The organism is Pseudomonas sp. R4-34-07, from assembly GCF_003852375.1.
GTDB lineage: Bacteria > Pseudomonadota > Gammaproteobacteria > Pseudomonadales > Pseudomonadaceae > Aquipseudomonas.
Window position 1 is genome coordinate 1,568,850 of record NZ_CP027760.1, and the last position, 19,565, is coordinate 1,588,414.

A 19,565-nucleotide genomic window follows, 5' to 3' on the forward strand; every position below is an offset into this window, starting at 1 on the left:
GCTTGCTCCCGATAGCGGTGGTCCAGTCACTGATGTATTGACTGACATACTGCTATCGGGGGCAAGCCCCCTCCCACATTGGATGTGTATTGGATTTGGGTTACTTGGAGAGAAAACGCATACCTTCTTCCAACCCGCGCAACGTCAGCGGGTACATCTGGTCCTCCACCAACTCGCGCACGATCCCCGTCGACGCCGTATACCCCCAGGTATCCTTGGGATACGGGTTTATCCAGATCAGCTTCTTGTACTTGGCCATGAACCGCTGCATCCATACATACCCAGGCTCCTCGTTCCAGTGTTCGACGCTGCCGCCGGCCTGGGTGATTTCATAGGGCGCCATGGACGCATCGCCGATAAAGATCACTTTGTAGTCCGCGCCGTACTTGTGCAGAAGGTCCTGAGTGGAGGTGCGCTCCGAGGTGCGGCGCTGGTTGTTCTTCCACACAGACTCGTACACGAAGTTATGAAAGTAGAAGTACTCCAAGTGCTTGAACTCGGTCTTGCAGGCAGAGAACAGCTCTTCGCAGATCTTCACATGGGCGTCCATCGAGCCGCCGATATCGAACAGCAGCAACAGCTTGATAGTGTTGCGTCGTTCGGGGCGCATCTGGATATTCAACAGCCCGGCGTCGCGCGCGGTGTGGTCGATGGTGCCATCGATGTCCAGCTCTTCCGCCGCACCCTGGCGGGCGAATTTGCGCAGGCGGCGCAGGGCGATCTTGATGTTGCGCGTGCCCAGTTCCACCTGATCGTCGAGGTTCTTGTACTCGCGCTGGTCCCACACCTTCACCGCCTTGCCCTGGCGCTTGCCCGCATCGCCCACACGAATGCCTTCCGGGTTGTAGCCGCCGGAACCGAAGGGGCTGGTGCCGCCGGTGCCGATCCATTTGTTGCCGCCGGCGTGGCGTTCTTTCTGTTCTTCCAGGCGTTTCTTGAATTCCTCGATCAGCTTATCGAGGCCGCCTAGTGACTGGATCTGCGCGCGTTCTTCATCGCTCAGCGAGCGCTCGAACTCTTTGCGCAGCCACTCTTCGGGGATCAGCGCCTGCAGGTGATCGTCGAGCTTTTCGAGGCCATTGAAGTAGGCGCCAAAAGCCCGGTCGAACTTGTCGAAATGCCGTTCATCCTTGACCAGGATCGCCCGCGCCAGGTAGTAGAACTCGTCCATGTCGGCGAAGGTCACGCGTTGTTTCAGCGCGTTGATCAGGTCGAGCAGTTCACGCACCGACACCGGCACCTTGGCGGCCCGCATTTCATTGAACAGGTTGAGCAACATCAGCGATTACCGCGACGGCTCATGAACGCCAGACGCTCCAGCAGTTGTACGTCCTGCTCGTTCTTCACCAAGGCGCCTGCCAGCGGCGGGATGGCCTTGGTCGGGTCGCGCTCGCGCAGCACGGCTTCGCCGATATTGTCGGCCATCAGCAGCTTGAGCCAGTCCACCAGTTCGGAGGTGGAGGGTTTTTTCTTCAAGCCGGGCACCTTGCGTACGTCGAAGAACACGTCCAGCGCTTCGCTGACCAGGTCTTTCTTGATGTCCGGGTAGTGCACGTCGACGATTTTTTGCAGGGTGGTGCGGTCGGGGAAGGCGATGTAATGGAAGAAGCAGCGGCGCAGGAACGCGTCCGGCAGCTCTTTTTCGTTGTTGGAGGTAATGATGATGATCGGGCGTTTCTTGGCCTTGATGGTCTCGTCGATTTCGTAGACGTAGAACTCCATCTTGTCGAGTTCCTGCAACAGGTCGTTGGGGAACTCGATGTCGGCCTTGTCGATTTCGTCGATCAGCAGGATCACCCGCTCCTCGGATTCGAAGGCTTCCCAGAGCTTGCCCTTTTTCAGGTAGTTGCGCACGTCGTGCACCTTGTCCACACCCAGTTGCGAGTCGCGCAGGCGGCTGACCGCGTCGTACTCGTAGAGGCCCTGGTGGGCCTTGGTGGTGGACTTGATGTGCCAGGTGATCAATCTGGCACCAAAGGACTCGGCCAATTGCTCGGCGAGCATGGTCTTGCCGGTGCCCGGTTCGCCCTTGACCAGCAGCGGACGCTCCAGGGTGATGGCGGCGTTGACGGCCAGTTTCAGGTCATCGGTAGCCACATAGGCCTGGGTGCCTTCGAACTTCATCGGTCATTCCTCGAATTCATCAATGCCCGACTATACCGCGCAGCCCCGGCGACTGTGAACGCAGACGGGCTATTCAGTCTCTGAATGGCCGGTCAGGCTCACTCCGCCGTTGGCTTGGGTTGTTCATAGCGCGCGTTGAACGCCTGGATGAACCCGTTGCGCAGAATCGCGATCACCGCGGAAAACGCACTGACGTTTTGTTGATGCACGCTGCCGCTCAGCTCCACGCGGGTGGCGAACTGGTTTTTGCGCTGGTTCTTCAACACCGTCTCGCTGGCGCCAACCACAGCCTCCCAGATCGAGCGGAAGATGTTCTTGTCTTTGTTTTCCACGTCCTGCTGCCAGTCGAATACCTCGACATCGCGCAGCAGCGGCTTGATATAGCCGCTCAGTTGGCCTTTTTCGGCCTGGGCTTCGATCACCACGTCGCCGGTGCCGGCCTTGAAGTCGAACTTGCCATAGGCCGAGGCAAAGTCATTCATGCGCTTGAGTTGCAGGTCGCGGGCGCGCAAGCGAAATTCGAACTCTTCGAAATCGCTCAGTGGGTCAAAGGTGGCGTTGGCTTCCAGAGGCGCCTGGCCTTGCAACAGCGCCTTGCCCTCGAAGCGCGCATCGCGCTTGCCTTTGACGTCCACCACGTTGGTCAGGTTGTAGAAACTGGCGTTGACCCCGGTGGCATTGAGGTTGACCTTGGGCGTGGAGCTGAAGTTATGAAACGAGATCTTGCCGTCTTCGATGCGCACTTCATTGAGGGTGATCGGCAGCAGCTTGCGCAGTTGTTCCTGCCAGTCGGTGCCTTTACCAGTCTGGGAGGCCTGCTTGTTGGCGCCACCGTCGACGAAATTGACCTCCGGCCGTACGAAATGCCCTTCGGCTACCACCGCATGGTCGTACCACAGCGAATGCCAGCTCACTGCGAACTCGATGAGCGGCGCCTTGATGAACGGCACCGGTACCTTGCCGTCGACCTTGACGATCTGCAGACCATTGATCCGGTAGGCGCCGCGCCATAAAGCCAGGTCCACATCGGCAATTTCGCCACGGTAGTCGCCCATATTGGCGAGCCTTTCATTCAGGTAGTTGCGCACCAGGTAAGGCAGCGCGATGTGCACGGCAACCAGTACCAGCACCAGCCCGGCGAGGGTCCAGAGCGGCCAGCTGTAACGACGTTTCATGGGGCAGTCCTCCTTGCTCGTAGGTGATGGACTGTTGCAAGGGGCGCAACGTTCCTCCGACTGGACGCCTAGTGGCACGAGGCATACCCTTGGGACCTTTCTGGACATTGCCAAATAGGATCCGTCATGAGCCGCATCTTTGCAGACAACGCGCACTCCATCGGTAATACGCCCCTGGTGCAGATCAACCGCATCGCACCGCGCGGGGTCACCATCCTGGCCAAGATCGAGGGGCGCAACCCAGGCTACTCGGTGAAGTGCCGCATTGGCGCCAACATGATCTGGGACGCGGAAAGCAGCGGCAAACTCAAGCCGGGCATGACCATTGTCGAGCCCACCTCCGGCAATACCGGGATCGGCCTGGCGTTCGTGGCGGCGGCACGCGGCTATAAACTGCTGCTGACCATGCCCGCGTCCATGAGCATCGAGCGCCGTAAAGTGCTCAAGGCCCTCGGCGCCGAGCTGGTGCTGACCGAACCGGCCAAGGGCATGAAAGGCGCGATTGAAAAAGCCGCAGAAATTGTCGCCGCCGACCCTGGCGCCTACTTTATGCCGGGCCAGTTTGAAAACCCGGCAAACCCTGCCATCCACGAGAAAACCACTGGCCCGGAAATCTGGAACGACACCGATGGCGCCGTGGATGTGCTGGTGGCGGGCGTGGGCACGGGCGGCACCCTCACCGGTGTGTCGCGCTATATCAAGCACACGGCGGGCAAGCCGATTCTGTCAGTGGCAGTGGAGCCGCTCGTGTCGCCGGTGATCACCCAGGCGCTGGCCGGCGAAGAGATCAAGCCCAGCCCGCACAAGATCCAGGGCATTGGCGCTGGTTTCGTGCCGAAAAACCTCGACCTGTCGATGGTCGACCGCGTGGAGTTGGTCACCGACGAAGAATCCAAGGCCATGGCCCTGCGCTTGATGCAGGAAGAAGGCATTTTGTGCGGCATCTCCTGCGGCGCCGCCATGGCGGCGGCGGTGCGCCTGGCCGAGAAGCCGGAAATGCAGGGCAAGACCATCGTGGTGATCCTGCCGGACTCCGGTGAGCGCTACCTGTCGAGCATGTTGTTCAGTGATTTGTTTACCGAGCAGGAAAACCAGGCTTGAGCGCCTACACCAGAGGGCGACGGGGTGTTGATTCAGGTCAGCCGATTGGCCAAGGTCTTCTGCATAATGGCCCAAATGTTTATCATGGCCGGCTGCTACGTCTGCTGTTGGCCAGGCGCTTATTTCCAGGAGTTGCTGCATGACCTTTTCTTTGGCCGCCAAACTGTCGGTGTTGCTGCTGTTTATCGGCAGCACGCTGTACGTGCACCTGCGCGGCAAGGCCCGCTTGCCGATGCTGCGCCAGTTCGTCAACCATTCGGCGCTGTTCGCCCCGTATAACGCCTTGATGTACCTGTTTTCCGCGGTACCGTCCAAGCCCTACCTGGACCGCAGCAAGTTCCCGGAACTGGACGTGCTCAAGGACAACTGGGAAGTGATCCGCGAAGAGGCCATGCACCTGTTCGACGAGGGCTACATCCGCGCCGCCGAAAAGAACAACGATGCCGGTTTCGGCTCGTTCTTCAAAAAAGGCTGGAAGCGCTTCTATCTCAAGTGGTACGACAAGCCCCTGCCATCGGCCGAGGCCTTGTGCCCGAAAACCGTGGCGCTGGTCAGCAGTATCCCCAGCGTCAAGGGCGCAATGTTTGCGCTGTTGCCGGGCGGCAGCCACCTGAACCCGCACCGCGACCCGTTCGCCGGCTCCCTGCGCTATCACCTGGGGCTGTCCACGCCGAACTCCGACGACTGCCGCATCTTCGTCGACGGCCAGGTCTACGCCTGGCGCGACGGTGAAGACGTGATGTTCGACGAAACCTATGTGCACTGGGTCAAGAACGAAACCGATCAAACCCGTGTGATCCTGTTCTGCGACATCGAACGCCCGCTGAGCAACCGCCTGATGACCCGCGTCAACCGCTGGGTCAGCAAGCAACTTGGGCGTGCTACCGCGCCGCAGAACCTCGACGACGAGCGCGTGGGTGGGATCAACCAGGCGTATGCCTGGAGCAAGACCTTCAGCGACAAGTTCAGCGGCCAGGTCAAGCAGTGGAAGCGCAAGCATCCCAAGGCCTACCGCATTGCGCGGCCGGTGTTGGCGGTGGTTGTGCTGGTATTGCTGTGGAAGTGGTTGTTCTGATCGGAGCGCGGTCAAAAATGTGGGAGGGGGCTTGCTCCCGATAGCGGAGTGTCAGGTGAAGATGTTTAACCTGACACTCCGGCATCGGGGGGCAAGCCCCCTCCCACATTGGTTTTGCAGTGTTGCTTAAGAGGCGATCAACTGGCGCAGCACGTAATGCAAGATACCGCCTGCCTTGAAGTATTCCACTTCGTTAAGCGTATCGATCCGGCACAGCACCTCGATCTTCTCGCTGCGGCCATCTTCCCGGGTAATCACTAACGTCAGGTTCATCCGGGGCTCGATCTCGGCATTCGTCAGCCCGAGGATATCGATCTTCTCCTTGCCGGTGAGCTGGAGCGACTTGCGGTTCTGGTCCAGCTTGAACTGCAACGGCAGCACGCCCATGCCTACCAGGTTGGAGCGGTGGATTCGTTCGAAGCTTTCAGCAATCACCGCCTTGACGCCCAGCAGGTTGGTGCCCTTTGCCGCCCAGTCGCGGCTCGAGCCGGTGCCGTACTCCTGGCCGGCGATTACCACCAGCGGTGTGCCCGATGCCTGGTATTTCATCGCAGCATCGTAGATCGCCATTCTCTCGCCGGTCGGGATATACAGCGTATTGCCACCTTCCTCGCCGCCGAGCATTTCGTTGCGGATCCGGATATTGGCAAAGGTGCCGCGCATCATCACTTCATGGTTGCCCCGGCGTGAGCCGTAGGAGTTGAAGTCCCGTGGCTCCACGCCTTGCTCGCGCAAGTAGTGGCCGGCCGGGCTGTCGGTCTTGATGTTGCCGGCAGGGGAGATGTGGTCGGTGGTCACCGAGTCGCCGAGCAGGGCCAGCACGTTGGCGCCCTTGATGTCTGCGATCACCGGCAGCGGCCCGGCGATATCGTCGAAGAACGGCGGATGCTGGATATAGGTGGAATCCTTCTGCCACACATAAGTCGCCGCTTGCGGCACCTCAATCGCTTGCCACTGTGCGTCGCCGGCAAATACTTCGGCGTATTCCTTGTGGAACATGCCCGTGCTGACCTGGGCCACCGCGTCGGCGATCTCCTGGCTGCTGGGCCAGATGTCCTTGAGGTACACCGGGTTGCCCTGCTGGTCGTTGCCCAGGGGCTCGCTGCTGATGTCGATACGCACCGTACCCGCCAACGCGTAGGCCACCACCAGGGGCGGCGAGGCCAGCCAGTTGGTTTTCACCAGTGGGTGCACGCGGCCCTCGAAGTTGCGGTTGCCGGACAACACTGAGGCGACGGTGAGGTCGGCTTGCTGGATGGCTTTTTCGATCGGCTCGGGCAGCGGCCCGGAATTGCCGATGCAGGTGGTGCAGCCGTAGCCCACCAAGTCGAAACCAAGTGTGTCCAGGTAGTGGGTGAGGCCGGCCGCCTTGTAATAGTCGGTAACCACTTTCGAACCCGGCGCCAGGGAGGTCTTGACCCATGGCTTGCGCGTCAGGCCTTTTTCCACGGCCTTCTTCGCCACCAGCCCGGCCGCCATCATCACGCTGGGGTTGGAGGTGTTGGTGCAGGAGGTGATGGCTGCGATGACCACGGCACCGTTTTTCAGGCGATAGGTGGTGCCTTCGTATTCGTAATCGGCTTCGCCCACCAGGTCGGCATTGCCCACGGCGACGCCGCCACCGCCTTCGCTTTCCAGGCGGCCTTCTTCCTTGCTGGTGGGTTTGAATTGCAGGTCGAGGAAATCACTGAACGCCTGGCCCACGTTTGGCAGGGCGACACGGTCCTGCGGGCGTTTCGGCCCGGCAAGGCTGGCTTCGACGCTGCCCATGTCCAGGGCCAGGGTGTCGGTGAAGATCGGCTCCTGGCCGGCGTTGCGCCACAGGCCCTGGGCCTTGGTGTAGGCCTCGACCAGCTTGACAGTTTCCGTCGGGCGACCGGACAGGCGCAGGTAGTCCAGCGTCACCTCGTCGACCGGGAAAAAGCCGCAGGTAGCGCCGTACTCAGGCGCCATGTTGGCAATGGTGGCGCGGTCGGCCAGGGGCAGATCGGCCAGGCCGTCGCCATAGAATTCGACGAACTTACCGACCACGCCTTTTTTGCGCAGCATCTGGGTCACCGTCAGCACCAGGTCGGTGGCGGTGATGCCTTCTTTCAATTTGCCGGTGAGCTTGAAGCCGATCACTTCCGGGATCAGCATAGACACCGGCTGGCCGAGCATCGCCGCTTCCGCTTCGATCCCGCCCACGCCCCAGCCGAGCACGCCGAGGCCGTTGATCATGGTGGTGTGGGAATCGGTACCTACCAGGGTATCGGGGAAGGCGTAGGTGCGGCCGTCTTCATCTTTGGTCCACACGGTGCGGCCGAGATATTCCAGGTTGACCTGGTGGCAGATGCCGGTGCCCGGCGGCACCACGCTGAAGTTGTCAAAAGCGCTCTGGCCCCAGCGCAGGAAGGCGTAGCGTTCGCCGTTGCGCTGCATTTCGATGTCGACGTTTTGCTCAAAGGCGTCGGCGTTGCCGAATTTGTCGACCATCACCGAGTGGTCGATCACCAGGTCGACCGGCGACAGCGGGTTGATGCGCTGCGGGTCGCCCCCGGCCTTGGCCACGGCGGCGCGCATGGCGGCCAGGTCGACCACGGCGGGCACGCCGGTGAAGTCCTGCATCAGCACGCGGGCGGGGCGGTATTGGATCTCACGGTCGGACCGGCGTTCCTTGAGCCAGGCGGCGATGGCCTTGAGGTCGGTACCGGTGACGGTCTTGGCGTCTTCCCAGCGCAGCAGGTTTTCCAGCAGCACTTTGAGCGACATCGGCAGCTTGTCCAGGTCACCCAGGCTCTTGGCGGCTTCGGGCAGGCTGAAGTAGTGGTAGGTCTTGCTGTCTATTTGCAGGGTTTTAAGGGTTCTCAGGCTATCAAGGGATGACATTACATGACTCCTTTTGATCCGCACGGCCACGGACCTGACGGGACGAACAGAGCGTTCAACTTAGCGCGATTTTCATTAGCAGGCTAATAACTGGACTCTATGCTCAAGTCCAAGGTTCCGAACTCGGCTATCATGCGCGCGTTTTCATGACAGGTATTGCGATAGAGCAATCCAGTTGCCAGGAGATTCAATTGAACACCCTTTTTATGCACTGCCGCCCGGGTTTTGAAGGCGAGGTCTGTTCCGAGATCGCGGAACATGCCGCGCGCCTGAACGTTTCCGGCTACGCCAAGGCCAAGACCGGCAGCGCCTGCGCCGAATTTGTCTGCACCGAAGAAGACGGCGCGCAACGCCTGATGCACGGCCAGCGCTTCGCCGAGCTGATCTTCCCCAGGCAATGGGCGCGCGGGGTGTTCATCGACCTGCCGGAAACCGACCGCATCAGCGTGATCCTCGCCCACCTGCGCGAATTCCCGGTGTGCGGCAGCCTGTGGCTGGAGATGGTCGATACCAACGACGGTAAGGAACTGTCGAACTTCTGCAAGAAATTCGAGGTTCACCTGCGCAAAGCCTTGCTCAACGCCGGCAGGCTGGTGGACGACCCGAGCAAGCCGCGCCTGCTGCTGACGTTCAAGAGCGGCCGCGAAGTGTTCATGGGCCTGGCCGAATCGAACAATTCAGCGATGTGGCCCATGGGTATCCCGCGTTTGAAGTTCCCGCGTGAAGCCCCAAGCCGCTCGACCTTGAAGCTGGAAGAGGCGTGGCACCACTTTATTCCTCGCGAGCAGTGGGACGAGCGCCTGCATGGCGACATGACCGGTGTCGACCTCGGTGCGGCCCCCGGCGGCTGGACGTGGCAGCTGGTCAACCGGGGCATGCTGGTGACCGCCATTGACAACGGCCCCATGGCCGAAAGCCTGATGGACACCGGCCTGGTGCAGCATTTGATGGCCGACGGCTTTACCTTCGTGCCCAAGCAGCCGGTGGACTGGATGGTCTGCGATATTGTCGAGAAGCCGGCGCGCAACGCGGCATTGTTGGAAACCTGGATCGGCGAGGGGTATTGCCGCGAGGCGGTGGTCAACCTCAAGCTGCCGATGAAGCAGCGGTATGCCGAAGTGAAGCGTCTGCTGGAGCGGATCGAAGATGGCTTCAAGGCACGCGGCATTCGGGTGGAGATCGGCTGCAAGCAGCTGTACCACGACCGCGAAGAAGTCACCTGCCATCTACGCCGGCTGGTGGACGTCAAGAAATCGAGAAAGCACTGATCTCACTGTCAGGAGTGAACTATGAGCGTTGATTTACCCGTCGATGGCACCCTCGACGCCACCGGCCTCAATTGCCCGGAGCCGGTGATGATGCTGCACCAGCACATCCGCGACCTGCCTGCGGGCGGCCTGCTCAAGGTGATCGCGACCGACCCGTCGACCCGCCGCGATATTCCCAAATTCTGCGTGTTCCTTGAGCACGAACTTGTCAGTCAACAGGAAGACGCCGGCACGTACCTTTACTGGATCCGCAAGAAAGCCGATTGACCGCCGAACCCTTGTAGGAGCGAGCTTGCTCGCGAAAAACGCTAACGATCAAGCAGCGCTTCTGGTTTAACGCGGCGCTCTCAGGTTTTTCGCGAGCAAGCTCGCTCCTACAGGGCGCGCGTGAGCACCTTGTCAGCGTGGATACGCCGGCGCGCACTGCGCGCCAGGCGTACCAGCAACATGCCTGCCGCGCAGCTCAGGCCGACGATCAGGCCTTGCCACAAGCCGCTTGGGCCGCTGGGTTCGCCCAGCCAGTCGGTCAGCCCCAGGGCGTAACCCACCGGCAAGCCCACGCCCCAGTAGGCGAACAGGGTCAGCAGCATGGTGACCCGGGTGTCCTGATAGCCGCGCAGCGCGCCGGCGGCGGTCACCTGGATCGAGTCGGAAAACTGGAACAACGCCGAGAACACGATCAGCATCGATGCCAGGTGAATGACCACCGGGTCGGGGGTGTAGATCGCCGCAATCTGCTCGCGAAACACCAGCATCAGGCTGCAGGACAGGCAGGCATAGGCCAGCGCGGTGCCCATGCCAACCCCGGCGGCGAAGCGGGCTTCACGCGGCTCGCCACGGCCCAGGGCCTGGCCGACGCGCACGGTGACCGCCATGCTCAGGGAGTAGGGGATCATGAACACCAGGGAACTGACATTCAGCGCGATCTGATGGCCGGACACCACGGTAGCCCCCAGGCTGCCCAGCAGCAGGGCGATCACCGCGAAGATGCTCGACTCGGCAAAGATCGCCACGCCAATCGGCAGGCCGATCCCTAATACACGCTTGATCACCGCCCATTGTGGCCAGTCGAAGCGCTTGAACAATTCGCTGCTCTGATAGGCCGGGCCCCAGCGGGTCCACCCGGCCAGGCCGAGCATCATCACCCACATCGCAATCGCCGTGGCCCAGCCGCAGCCTACGCCGCCCATGGCCGGCAGGCCGAGATGGCCGTAGATGAAGATGTAGTTCAGCGGAATGTTCAGTGCCAACCCGCACAAGCCCATGACCATGCTCGGCCGCGTACGGCCCATGCCGTCGCTGAAGCAGCGAAACACGTAATACAGCGCAATGGCCGGCATGCCGGCGGCGATGCCATGCAGGTAGCCCATGGACGGCTCGATCAGGGCCGGCTCGACCTTCATCGCATGCAACACCGGCTCGGCGCACAGCAACAGCAGCGCACCCGCGATGCCGACCACCACGGCCAGCCACAGAGACTGGCGCACCAATGGCCCGATTTCGCTGTACTTGCCTGCGCCGTAGCGCTGCGCGACTTTCGGCGTGGTGGCCAGCAGCGTGCCAGTCATCAACAGGTAGACCGGGATCCAGATCGAGTTACCCAGGCCAACCGCCGCCAGGTCCTGGGGGCTGACACGTCCGGCCATCACCGCATCGACAAAGCTCATCGCAGTGGTTGCCAGTTGGCCGATGATGATCGGCAGCGCCAGCGTCAGCAGGTCGCGCACTTCCCGGCTGATGCGGGCGGGGCGGGTGAGGGTAGCGGTGGCAGTGTTCACGTACAGGTGTCCAATAAAAAGGCAGTCGCAAGGACGGCGGATTCTACGCTTTGACGCAACGGTCAGGAAAAAACCTGTGTTGGGGATTTGTAAACGATCGACTAAACACACCAATCCCTGTGGGAGGGGGCTTGCTCCCGATAGCGGTGGCTCAGTCACAGATGCATCAACGGACCCACCGCCATCGAGAGCAAGCCCCCTCCCACATGGGACCCTCGCAAGCCTGTACACTGCTGATCCGCCAAAGGAGCCTGCCATGCTGATTGTTGCCGACGAAAATATTCCGCTGCTCGATGCATTCTTCCAGGGGTTTGGCGAGATTCGCCGCGTGCCCGGCCGTTCCATTGACCGCGCCACGGTCGAGCAGGCCGATGTACTGCTGGTACGTTCGGTGACCAACGTCAACCGGGCCTTGCTCGAGGGCACCAAGGTGGGGTTTGTCGGCACCTGCACCATCGGCACCGATCATCTGGACCTCGATTACTTCCGGCAGGCCGGTATCCAGTGGTCCAGCGCACCCGGCTGCAATGCCCGGGGCGTGGTGGATTATGTGCTGGGCAGCTTGCAGACCCTGGCTGAAATCGAAGGCGCCGACCTCAGCCGCCGCACCTACGGCATCGTTGGCGCCGGCGAGGTCGGCGGGCGGCTGGTCCAGGTGCTCAAGGGCCTGGGTTGGGACGTGCTGGTGTGTGATCCGCCACGGCAGATCGCCGAAGACGGTGATTACGTGAGCCTGCAGCAGATCATCGAGCAATGCGATGTCATCAGCTTGCACACGCCGCTGACCAAGTCCGGCAATGGCTCCACCTGGCATCTGTTCGATCGCCAGCGCCTTGCGCAGCTCAAGCCCGGCACCTGGCTGATCAATGCCAGCCGAGGCGCGGTGGTGGACAACGCCGCGCTGCGCGACGTGTTGCTGGAGCGCGAAGACCTGCAAGCCGTGCTGGACGTGTGGGAAGGCGAGCCGCAGGTGGATGCTGATCTGGCTGACCTGTGCGTGCTGGCTACGCCGCATATCGCCGGCTACAGCCTCGACGGCAAGCAGCGCGGCACGGCGCAGATCTATCAGGCGTTCTGTGCGCACCTGGGCCAGGAACCGAGCATTCAATTGCGCGATTTGTTGCCGGCGCCATGGCTGGCCGAGGTGCACTTGAATGCCTCAACCGATCCGGCCTGGGCGCTGGCGACCTTGTGCCGCAGTGTGTACGACCCGCGCCGGGACGATGCGGATTTGCGTCGCAGCCTGGTAGGAACAGTAGAGGAGCAGCGCAAGGCATTCGACCTGTTGCGCAAGCATTACCCGGAGCGTCGTGAGATTGACGGCTTGAAGGTGCGCATCAATGGTGAGTCGGCCGTGTTGTCCAACATCGTGACCGCACTGGGCGCGGTCAGCGTTTAAACACTCAATAAAAAACCCGGCCACCTGGGCCGGGTTTGCAAGAGCGTCGGCGCTTCAGCCTTGCTGTGCAGGCTTGACCAGGCGCTGTTCCAGTTCGCTGCAGGCTTGCTGGATCATTTCTTCGGTAATCTGCACTTCGCGGCCCTTGGCATCGATGTACGAGCAAGGCAGCTCCTGCGGCTGGCGGATCACTTCAATTTTGGCATCGCTGCTGTTTTGCAAGGTCATGGCCTGTCTCCTCATCAGGTTGTGTACCTACTTTAATTCCCCCGCGTGACCGAGCTATTACAACTCCTTACACGACCATCGGTTCGAACACCCAGTCCACCAGAAACCGGCACATATTTCCAGATCAGTCTTAGACCGATAGCCTCTAGCGGCTTGCATCGGCGGGCATAATTAACCTGACTCATTGCTATTTGCTCAAGTTCCCCCAATGTTGATCAATAGTCTCCTCATTGGTGAAGCCCTCCATGTTCTCTGTCCGTCAACGCCGTGCGATTCGCCTGGCCAGCCGCTTCATTGCGCCCTACCGCTGGCAGGCGCTGGGTGCCCTGCTGGCGCTGATCGTTACCGCTGGCATCACCTTGTCCATGGGGCAGGGTATCCGCCTGCTGGTCGACCAGGGTTTCATGACCCAGTCACCGCACCTGCTCAACCAGTCCATCGCGCTGTTTATGGTGCTGGTAGTGGGCCTGGCGGTGGGCACGTTCACGCGCTTTTACCTGGTGTCGTGGATCGGCGAGCGGGTGGTGGCGGATATTCGCCGACAGGTGTTCAACCACCTGATCTACCTGCATCCGGGCTTTTACGAGAACAACCGCAGCTCGGAAATCCAGTCACGCCTGACCACCGACACCACGCTGCTGCAATCGGTGATCGGCTCATCGCTGTCGCTGTTCCTGCGCAATGCCCTGATGGTCATCGGCGGTATCGTGTTGTTGTTCATCACCAACCCCAAGCTCACCAGCATTGTCGTGGTGGCGTTGCCCTTGGTGCTGGCGCCGATCCTGATCTTTGGCCGACGTGTGCGCAGCCTGTCGCGGCAGAGCCAGGACCGCATCGCCGATGTCGGCAGCTATGTGTCCGAGACCCTGGGCCAGATCAAGACCGTGCAGGCCTATAACCACCAGGTGCAGGACGAACAGCGTTTCGCCCTCACCGTGGAAGAAGCGTTCACCACTGCCCGCAAACGCATCCTGCAACGTTCCTGGCTGATTACCCTAGTGATCATGCTGGTGCTCGGTGCCGTGGGCGTGATGTTGTGGGTCGGCGGGATGGACGTGATCAGCGGGCGCATTTCCGGCGGTGAGCTGGCGGCGTTCGTGTTCTACAGCCTGATCGTCGGCAGCGCTGTCGGCACCTTGAGTGAAGTGCTTGGCGAGCTGCAGCGGGCCGCCGGTGCGGCGGAGCGGATTGGCGAACTGTTGCAGTCGAGCAACGACATCCAGGCGCCGGCCAGCGGTGGCCTACGGCTGCCGGAACGGGTCAGCGGGCGCATGGAGCTGCAGGACCTGCGCTTTTCCTACCCGTCACGGCCAGACAGCTACGCCATCGACGGCCTGAACCTGAGCGTCAACCCTGGCGAAACCCTGGCCTTGGTGGGGCCTTCCGGCGCAGGCAAATCGACGCTCTTCGACTTGCTGCTGCGCTTCTATGACCCCCAGCACGGCCGCATCCTGCTCGAAGGGCAGCCGCTGACCGCACTCGACCCGCTGGACCTGCGCCGCCACTTCGCGCTGGTATCCCAGAGCCCGGCGCTGTTTTTTGGCAGCATCGAAGACAATATCCGCTACGGTAACCCGACGGCCACCCGCGAGCAGGTCGAAGCCGCAGCCCGCATCGCCCATGCCCATGACTTCATCCTGCAAATGCCCGATGGCTACCAGACCCACCTCGGCGACGGTGGCCTGGGCCTCTCCGGGGGGCAGCGGCAACGCCTGGCCATCGCCCGTGCGTTGCTGGTAGACGCACCCATCCTGCTGCTGGACGAAGCCACCAGCGCCCTCGATGCCCAGAGCGAACACCTGATCCAACAAGCCCTGCCGCAATTGATGCAGGGCCGCACCACCCTGGTGATTGCGCACCGCCTGGCCACGGTGAAGAACGCCGACCGGATCGCGGTGATGGACCAGGGCAAGCTGGTAGCCGTGGGCACGCATCAGCAGTTGATTGCGAGCAATCCGCTGTATGCGCGGTTGGCGGCGTTGCAGTTCAGTGCAGACCACCAGCGGCATTAGCATCCACGGAAATACAAATGTGGGAGGGGGCTTGCCCTAATGCCGGTCAGTTAAGAAGTAGCAGGAGCGAGAACTAACTTGTGGCGAGGGAGCTTGCTCCCGCTGGGGCGCGAAGCGGCCCCAAACAATGGGACTGCTGCGCAGTCCAGCGGGAGCAAGCTCCCTCGCCACAGGTTCGGTGTCGCCTTAACTGACTGGCATTAGGGCTTGCCCCCGATAGCCGTGGATCAGCAACAAAATTGCTGACTGTCACCCTGCTATCGGGAGCAAGCCCCCTCCCACATTGGATATTCGGCAGATTCAGTGCCTTATTGGTCGTCGAAGTACCGCTCATGCCAATCCACCAACGGCTGCGGTGAGTTGAGCTTCTGCCCGTAGATCACCGAATAAGACAGCACGTTCTGCACATACTGACGGGTCTCGTCGAACGGGATGCTTTCCACCCACACGTCGAAACTCAGGTGATCCGCACCGCGTAGCCATTGACGCACGCGGCCGGGGCCGGCGTTGTAGGCGGCGGAGGCGAGCACGCGATTGCCGTTGAATTGGCTGTGCACCTGGCTCAGGTAGGCGGCGCCGAGCTGGATGTTTTTGTCCGGGTCCAGTACCTGGGCCGGGGAGGCCAGGGGAATGCTGAACTTGCGCGCGGTTTCCTTGGCCGTACCGGGCATCAGCTGCATCAGGCCGCTGGCGCCGACGCCGGAGCGGGCGTCGTCCATGAAGGCGCTTTCCTGGCGGGTAATCGCGAACACCCAGCTTGAATGCAGGCCGCGCACCTTGGCTTCGCGCACCAGGGTGTCGCGGTGGGCCATCGGGAAGCGGATGTCCAGGTCGTCCCAATACTGCGCCTGGCTGATCGTGCGGATCGCCGGGAAGTACCACTTCATGTCGTAGGCCAGCTTCGCCTGCGCGACCATCTCGTCACGGTTGAAGTGACGGCTGACGTGGTACCACTCGCGACGGCCATCGACGATCTGGCCACGGGCATAAAACTCCAGGGCCCGGCGCACGCCTGGGGTATTGCGCACTTTATTGACCAGCGCCTGGCTCATCACCAGCGGCTTGTTGTTCAGTTGGTAAGGGGTCTTGGAACGGTCCGCGGCGAGGAAGCCGTAGAAGTCACGTTCCTTGGCCACGTTTTTATACAGCACCAACGCCTGCGGGTTTTTCGGTTCGGCCAATTCCAGGCTGCGTGCCTGCCAGTAGCGCCAGCGGTTGGTGGTGGCCAGATCCTGCGGCAGCTTGCGGGTCAACTGGTACGCATCTTCCCAGCGCGCCAGGCGCAACAGCAGGCGCAGGCGCCACTCGGAGACGGTGTTGTCGCGCAGCTCCGGATCGTACTTGGTCATCACGTCCAAGGCGCGAGGATCGTACCGGCGTGCCAGGGTCAGGCCGATTTCCCGGGCGATCGAGACTTTTTCGTCACGGGAGAAGTGCATGCTGCTGGCGTAGCCGTCCAGCAGGGCCATGGCCTTGTCCGGGTCCTGGCGTGCGAGGCGACGCAGGCCCAGGCCTACGGCGTCAGACATGGCCTCGGTGGCCGGCAGAAAGCGCGACGGGTCGCTGAGCATATCGGGCTTTTGCGCCACGTCGATCATCAGGCGGCCTTGTGCGCCGAGCGTTGGCAGGGTTTTCACCAGGCTGTTGGCCAGCGCGTAGTTGCGCGCTTCGGCGGCGAGCTTGGCGCGGTCCCAGATTTTTTGTTCGGTCAACTGTCCGTCTGCTGCCCACTGGCCAAAGGTCGCATCACAGGCCGCCGGTTGGGTTTTACCGGTCATCCACAACTTTTCGGTGGTCTTGTAGCCTTCGGCCTTGAGGTTGTGGGTCAGTTGGAACTGGCCGTGCAGGCAGTCCAGCTCGACGAAATTGAGCTTGGCATCGTAGTACTTTTCAAAGGTCTGCCAGTCACCGCGTTCGGCCAGCCAGCGTAACCAGCGCAGCTTCATCCAGTTGGCCTGGGGCAGGTCGCCGTTTTTGGCAAGGAATTGTTCGATTTCCTGATTACTCGCGGTTTTAAGACGCGCGGTCAGTTCGTCATAGGCCAGGTACGGCGTCAGCGGGTAGTCGGCCAAGGCCTGGCTGTATTGCATGTACGGGCCGCTGTCACCCTTGGCCAGGGCGCGTTTGGCTTCATCGTAATATTGACGTTGGGTGGTGAGGTCCACGGCCTGGGCAGATTGAACGGCGGTGGCGGAGAGAAGCAGGCAGGATAAAAAGTTGAAAAGGCGACTGCGCATGAGACGTCCGTGCAGAGAAATCACGACTAGCACCGGCACCGCCGACACTGATTGCCCCTAGCTTAGCCTTTTGCCAGCGGCCGGCGAAAGCTTTGCCGGCCGGTTGGTTCAAGTTCGCGGCAAATGTCCTGCTGAACGTGTCGGCAGCGAAAATGCTGGCCGCATCCCACCCTCAACTCAGGTAGAATGCGCGCCCAGTTTTTGGAGAAGTGTATGACCCTGCTCAAATTCAGCGATGTGTCCCTTGCTTTCGGCGCTATGCCGTTGTTGGACAAGGTGTCCTGGCAGATCGCCCGTGGTGAGCGGGTGTGCATCATCGGCCGCAACGGCACCGGCAAGTCCAGCATGATGAAGCTGGTAAAAGGCGACCAGAAGCCCGATGAAGGCTCTGTCTGGCGTGCCCCAGGCCTCAAGATCGGCGAATTGCCGCAGGAATTGCCGGTAGCCGACGAGCGGACAGTGTTCGACGTGGTTGCCGAAGGCCTGGACGGCGTGGGCGAATTGCTTGCGCAATACCACCACCTGGCGCAGAACTGCGTCACCGAAGCCGACCTGGACAAGCTGATGCATGTCCAGCAAGACCTCGAAGCCCGTGACGGCTGGCGCCTGCAGCAACTGGTGGACAGCACCTTGAGCCGCCTGCAATTGCCCGCCGACAAGACCCTCGCCCAATTGTCCGGTGGCTGGCGTCGTCGCGTGCTGCTGGCCCAGGCGTTGGTGTCCGAGCCGGATCTGCTGCTGCTCGACGAACCGACCAACCACCTGGACATCGGCGCTATCGCCTGGCTCGAAGAAGCCCTCAAGGATTTCCAGGGCGCCGTGCTGTTCATCACGCACGACCGGTCCTTCCTGCAGAACCTGGCTACGCGCATCCTGGAACTGGACCGCGGTGGCCTGATCGACTGGAACGGCGACTACGCCAGCTTCCTGGTGCACAAGGAAGCTGCACTCTCGGCTGAAGAGACCGCCAACGCCCTGTTCGACAAGAAGCTGGCCCAGGAAGAAGTCTGGATCCGCCAGGGTATCAAGGCGCGCCGCACCCGTAACGAAGGCCGCGTGCGTGCGTTGAAAGCGCTGCGGGTTGAGCGCAGCGAACGGCGTGAACGCACCGGCAAGGCCAATATCCAGCTCGATACCGCCGACAAGTCGGGCAAGCAGGTAATGGTGCTGGAGAACGTCAGCTTCCATCATCCGGACGGCCCGTTCCTGATCAAGGACTTCTCCATGGTCCTGGCGCGCGGTGACCGTATCGGCCTGCTGGGCGCCAACGGTACCGGCAAGACTACCTTGCTCAAGCTGATGCTCGGCGGTCTGCAGCCGACCAACGGCACGGTGGAAGAGGGCACTCGCATCGACGTGGCCTACTTCGATCAGCTGCGCCACCAGTTGGACCTGGAAAAAACCGTGATCGACAACGTTGCCGAAGGCCGCGACTTTATCGACATCGACGGCCAGAGCCGCCACGTGCTCAGCTATTTGGGCGACTTCCTGTTCAGCCCGCAACGTGCGCGTACACCGGTGAAAGCCCTGTCCGGTGGCGAGCGTGCACGCCTGCTGCTGGCCAAGCTGTTCAGCAAACCGGCGAACCTGCTGGTGCTCGACGAACCGACCAACGACCTCGACGTGGAAACCCTCGAACTGCTGGAAGAGGTCTTGCTGACCTTCAACGGCACCGTACTGATGGTCAGCCACGACCGGGCATTCCTCGACAACGTGGTCACCAGTACCCTGGTCTTCGAAGGCGAAGGCAAGGTGCGCGAGTACGTCGGTGGTTATCAGGACTGGCTGCGCCAGGGCGGCTCGCCGCGCCTGCTGGGCGTAACCGAGAGCAAGTCCGGCAAGGCCGACTTGACCTCCGCAGTCGTCGCGCCCGTGGCCGCTGCTGCTCCGGCACCGGAAGCTGCACCCTCTGCGAAGAAAAAACTCAGCTACAAGCTGCAGCGCGAGCTGGAAGCGTTGCCGGGCGATATCGACGCCAAGGAACAACAGATCGCCGCGGTGGAAGCACAAATGGCTGACGCGGGTTTCTACCAGCGTCCGGCGGCAGAGACTGCCGAGGTTATCGCTTCCCTGGAGAAACTGAATCAGGAGCTGGAAGTGCTGGTTGAGCGTTGGGCCGAGCTGGATGGCTGAGTGACCTTCGCACAATCAAAAAGCCCGGCGCTCTTATGAGCGCCGGGCTTTTTTATATGAAATGCGGTCAACATGTGGGAGGGGGCTTGCTCCCGATAGCGGTGTATCAGTCACCAGATGTATAAACTGACAGACTGCTATCGGGAGCAAGCCCCCTCCCACATTGG

The 19,565-nt window shown here is 61.5% G+C and carries 14 protein-coding genes; 7 read left to right on the forward strand and 7 right to left on the reverse strand.

Annotated features, from left to right (window positions below):
* Positions 1–100: 100 nt before the first annotated feature.
* The 3 genes from C4J85_RS07170 to C4J85_RS07180 all read right to left on the reverse strand — a co-directional run bounded on the left by C4J85_RS07170 (position 101) and on the right by C4J85_RS07180 (position 3,299).
* Entirely contained in the window at positions 101–1,279 is a 1,179-nt protein-coding gene (locus C4J85_RS07170) for a VWA domain-containing protein (protein WP_032892863.1), read from the reverse strand.
* Entirely contained in the window at positions 1,279–2,124 is an 846-nt protein-coding gene (locus tag C4J85_RS07175) for a MoxR family ATPase (RefSeq protein ID WP_003189627.1), read from the reverse strand. Before C4J85_RS07175 ends, C4J85_RS07170 begins: the two co-directional genes overlap by 1 nt.
* Positions 2,125–2,222: 98 nt before the next feature.
* Positions 2,223–3,299: a DUF748 domain-containing protein gene (locus C4J85_RS07180; RefSeq protein ID WP_124366254.1), complete on the reverse strand. Its 1,077-nt coding sequence runs from the start codon at positions 3,297–3,299 to the stop codon at positions 2,223–2,225.
* A 126-nt stretch (positions 3,300–3,425) separates the two neighbouring features.
* On the opposite strand from C4J85_RS07180, the gene cysK reads away from it, so the two are divergent.
* Together cysK and C4J85_RS07190 are read left to right on the forward strand one after the other, a co-directional pair.
* Positions 3,426–4,400, forward strand: coding sequence for a cysteine synthase A (gene cysK, locus C4J85_RS07185; protein ID WP_124406592.1), 975 nt, complete (start codon positions 3,426–3,428; stop codon positions 4,398–4,400).
* A gap of 139 nt (positions 4,401–4,539) precedes the next feature.
* Positions 4,540–5,475, forward strand: coding sequence for an aspartyl/asparaginyl beta-hydroxylase domain-containing protein (locus C4J85_RS07190; protein WP_124409307.1), 936 nt, complete (start codon positions 4,540–4,542; stop codon positions 5,473–5,475).
* 126 nt (positions 5,476–5,601) lie between these two features.
* Here C4J85_RS07190 and acnA read toward each other — a convergent pair whose 3' ends face one another.
* Positions 5,602–8,343, reverse strand: coding sequence for an aconitate hydratase AcnA (gene acnA / locus C4J85_RS07195; protein WP_124409308.1), 2,742 nt, complete (start codon positions 8,341–8,343; stop codon positions 5,602–5,604).
* A 191-nt stretch (positions 8,344–8,534) separates the two neighbouring features.
* Here acnA and rlmM point away from each other — a divergent pair, with 191 nt between their 5' ends.
* On the forward strand, positions 8,535–9,611 hold the full coding sequence (gene rlmM / locus C4J85_RS07200) for a 23S rRNA (cytidine(2498)-2'-O)-methyltransferase RlmM (protein WP_124366258.1): 1,077 nt from the start codon (positions 8,535–8,537) through the stop codon (positions 9,609–9,611).
* A gap of 21 nt (positions 9,612–9,632) precedes the next feature.
* Positions 9,633–9,878 carry a sulfurtransferase TusA gene (tusA, locus tag C4J85_RS07205; RefSeq protein WP_124406595.1) on the forward strand — a complete coding sequence of 82 codons (246 nt, stop codon included), beginning with the start codon at positions 9,633–9,635 and terminating at the stop codon, positions 9,876–9,878.
* Between the two features lie 107 nt (positions 9,879–9,985).
* Here tusA and C4J85_RS07210 read toward each other — a convergent pair whose 3' ends face one another.
* Positions 9,986–11,389 (reverse strand): MATE family efflux transporter, encoded by a 1,404-nt coding sequence (locus C4J85_RS07210; RefSeq protein WP_124409309.1) that lies wholly within the window; start codon positions 11,387–11,389, stop codon positions 9,986–9,988.
* Positions 11,390–11,645: 256 nt separating this feature from the next.
* Between C4J85_RS07210 and pdxB the strand changes: the two genes are divergently transcribed.
* Positions 11,646–12,788 carry a 4-phosphoerythronate dehydrogenase PdxB gene (pdxB, locus tag C4J85_RS07215; protein WP_124409310.1) on the forward strand — a complete coding sequence of 381 codons (1,143 nt, stop codon included), beginning with the start codon at positions 11,646–11,648 and terminating at the stop codon, positions 12,786–12,788.
* Positions 12,789–12,842: 54 nt separating this feature from the next.
* On the opposite strand, the gene C4J85_RS27450 is transcribed toward pdxB, so the two are convergent.
* Positions 12,843–13,016: a PA1571 family protein gene (locus tag C4J85_RS27450; RefSeq protein ID WP_164485237.1), complete on the reverse strand. Its 174-nt coding sequence runs from the start codon at positions 13,014–13,016 to the stop codon at positions 12,843–12,845.
* 245 nt (positions 13,017–13,261) lie between these two features.
* Here C4J85_RS27450 and C4J85_RS07220 point away from each other — a divergent pair, with 245 nt between their 5' ends.
* A complete protein-coding gene (locus C4J85_RS07220; protein WP_124409311.1) occupies positions 13,262–15,028 on the forward strand; it encodes an ABC transporter transmembrane domain-containing protein in 1,767 nt (588 codons plus the stop codon).
* Positions 15,029–15,336: 308 nt separating this feature from the next.
* On the opposite strand, the gene C4J85_RS07225 is transcribed toward C4J85_RS07220, so the two are convergent.
* Positions 15,337–17,265 (reverse strand): transglycosylase SLT domain-containing protein, encoded by a 1,929-nt coding sequence (locus tag C4J85_RS07225; RefSeq protein WP_124406599.1) that lies wholly within the window; start codon positions 17,263–17,265, stop codon positions 15,337–15,339.
* 213 nt (positions 17,266–17,478) lie between these two features.
* Between C4J85_RS07225 and C4J85_RS07230 the strand changes: the two genes are divergently transcribed.
* Positions 17,479–19,398, forward strand: a complete 1,920-nt coding sequence (locus tag C4J85_RS07230; RefSeq protein ID WP_124406600.1) for an ATP-binding cassette domain-containing protein — start codon at positions 17,479–17,481, stop codon at positions 19,396–19,398.
* Positions 19,399–19,565 lie beyond the last annotated feature (167 nt).

Excerpts from the sequence above, each read along its gene's own strand:
- C4J85_RS07170 (WP_032892863.1), bottom strand. The coding sequence starts at position 1,279 with ATGTTGCTCAACCTGTTCAATGAAATGCGGGCCGCCAAGGTGCCGGTG.
- C4J85_RS27450 (WP_164485237.1), bottom strand. The coding sequence starts at position 13,016 with ATGACCTTGCAAAACAGCAGCGATGCCAAAATTGAAGTGATCCGCCAG.
- C4J85_RS07220 (WP_124409311.1), top strand. The coding sequence starts at position 13,262 with ATGTTCTCTGTCCGTCAACGCCGTGCGATTCGCCTGGCCAGCCGCTTC.
- tusA (WP_124406595.1), top strand. The coding sequence starts at position 9,633 with ATGAGCGTTGATTTACCCGTCGATGGCACCCTCGACGCCACCGGCCTC.
- acnA (WP_124409308.1), bottom strand. The coding sequence starts at position 8,343 with ATGTCATCCCTTGATAGCCTGAGAACCCTTAAAACCCTGCAAATAGAC.
- cysK (WP_124406592.1), top strand. The coding sequence starts at position 3,426 with ATGAGCCGCATCTTTGCAGACAACGCGCACTCCATCGGTAATACGCCC.
- C4J85_RS07225 (WP_124406599.1), bottom strand. The coding sequence starts at position 17,265 with ATGCGCAGTCGCCTTTTCAACTTTTTATCCTGCCTGCTTCTCTCCGCC.
- C4J85_RS07190 (WP_124409307.1), top strand. The coding sequence starts at position 4,540 with ATGACCTTTTCTTTGGCCGCCAAACTGTCGGTGTTGCTGCTGTTTATC.
- C4J85_RS07230 (WP_124406600.1), top strand. The coding sequence starts at position 17,479 with ATGACCCTGCTCAAATTCAGCGATGTGTCCCTTGCTTTCGGCGCTATG.
- C4J85_RS07180 (WP_124366254.1), bottom strand. The coding sequence starts at position 3,299 with ATGAAACGTCGTTACAGCTGGCCGCTCTGGACCCTCGCCGGGCTGGTG.
- pdxB (WP_124409310.1), top strand. The coding sequence starts at position 11,646 with ATGCTGATTGTTGCCGACGAAAATATTCCGCTGCTCGATGCATTCTTC.
- C4J85_RS07175 (WP_003189627.1), bottom strand. The coding sequence starts at position 2,124 with ATGAAGTTCGAAGGCACCCAGGCCTATGTGGCTACCGATGACCTGAAA.